Source organism: Paracoccus endophyticus, assembly GCF_003286075.1.
GTDB classification, from domain to species: domain Bacteria; phylum Pseudomonadota; class Alphaproteobacteria; order Rhodobacterales; family Rhodobacteraceae; genus Paracoccus; species Paracoccus endophyticus.
In genome coordinates this window covers 1-639 of sequence record NZ_QLUV01000058.1, presented here as the reverse complement: position 1 = coordinate 639, position 639 = coordinate 1, and the positions used below count along the sequence as shown (strand labels likewise).

The following is a 639-nucleotide window of genomic DNA, read 5'->3' as shown; positions in this document are numbered from 1 at the left end:
GTTCGTCAGTCAGAGCTAGGCTATCCAATAGCTCAGGGCGTCTTAACCACGTACGTTCAAGCGATTGTTCTAATCGCCATTTACGAATATTTTCGTGATGACCCGACATCAGCACTTCGGGAACAGGAATACCGTCTAACATTTCCGGGCGAGTGTAATGCGGACAATCCAATAAACCTGTCGCAAATGAATCTTCATCTGCAGAGGCCTGTTTACCTAACACTCCGGGCACAAATCTCGCAACGGCGTCAATCAACGTCATTGCAGGCAATTCGCCCCCTGTAAGCACATAATCACCGATCGACCATTCTTCATCAACTTCCGTTTGAATCAATCGTTCATCAACCCCTTCGTATCGTCCACAAATTAAAATCAGTTTCTGATTTGAAGCCAGTGTTTTCACACCTTGTTGATCCAGCTTACGCCCTTGCGGTGAGAGATAAATAACTTTTGCCTCTACACCGTCTTCCGCTTTTGCCGCCTGCTTTGCTGCATGAATCGCATCACGCAAAGGCTGCACCATCATTAACATTCCCGGTCCGCCGCCGTAAGGGCGATCATCAACCGTTTTATGTTTATCAAACGTGAAATCGCGAGGATTCCAGCATTGAATTTGCAGAAGATCTTGTTTTACCGCAC

The 639-nt window shown here is 46.8% G+C and carries 1 protein-coding gene; it reads right to left on the bottom strand.

Annotation, left to right across the window (positions count from 1 at the left end):
- Positions 1-639, bottom strand: a 639-nt coding sequence (trmD, locus tag DPQ23_RS15250; protein ID WP_112875597.1) for a tRNA (guanosine(37)-N1)-methyltransferase TrmD, incomplete at both ends; no start/stop codon positions are given.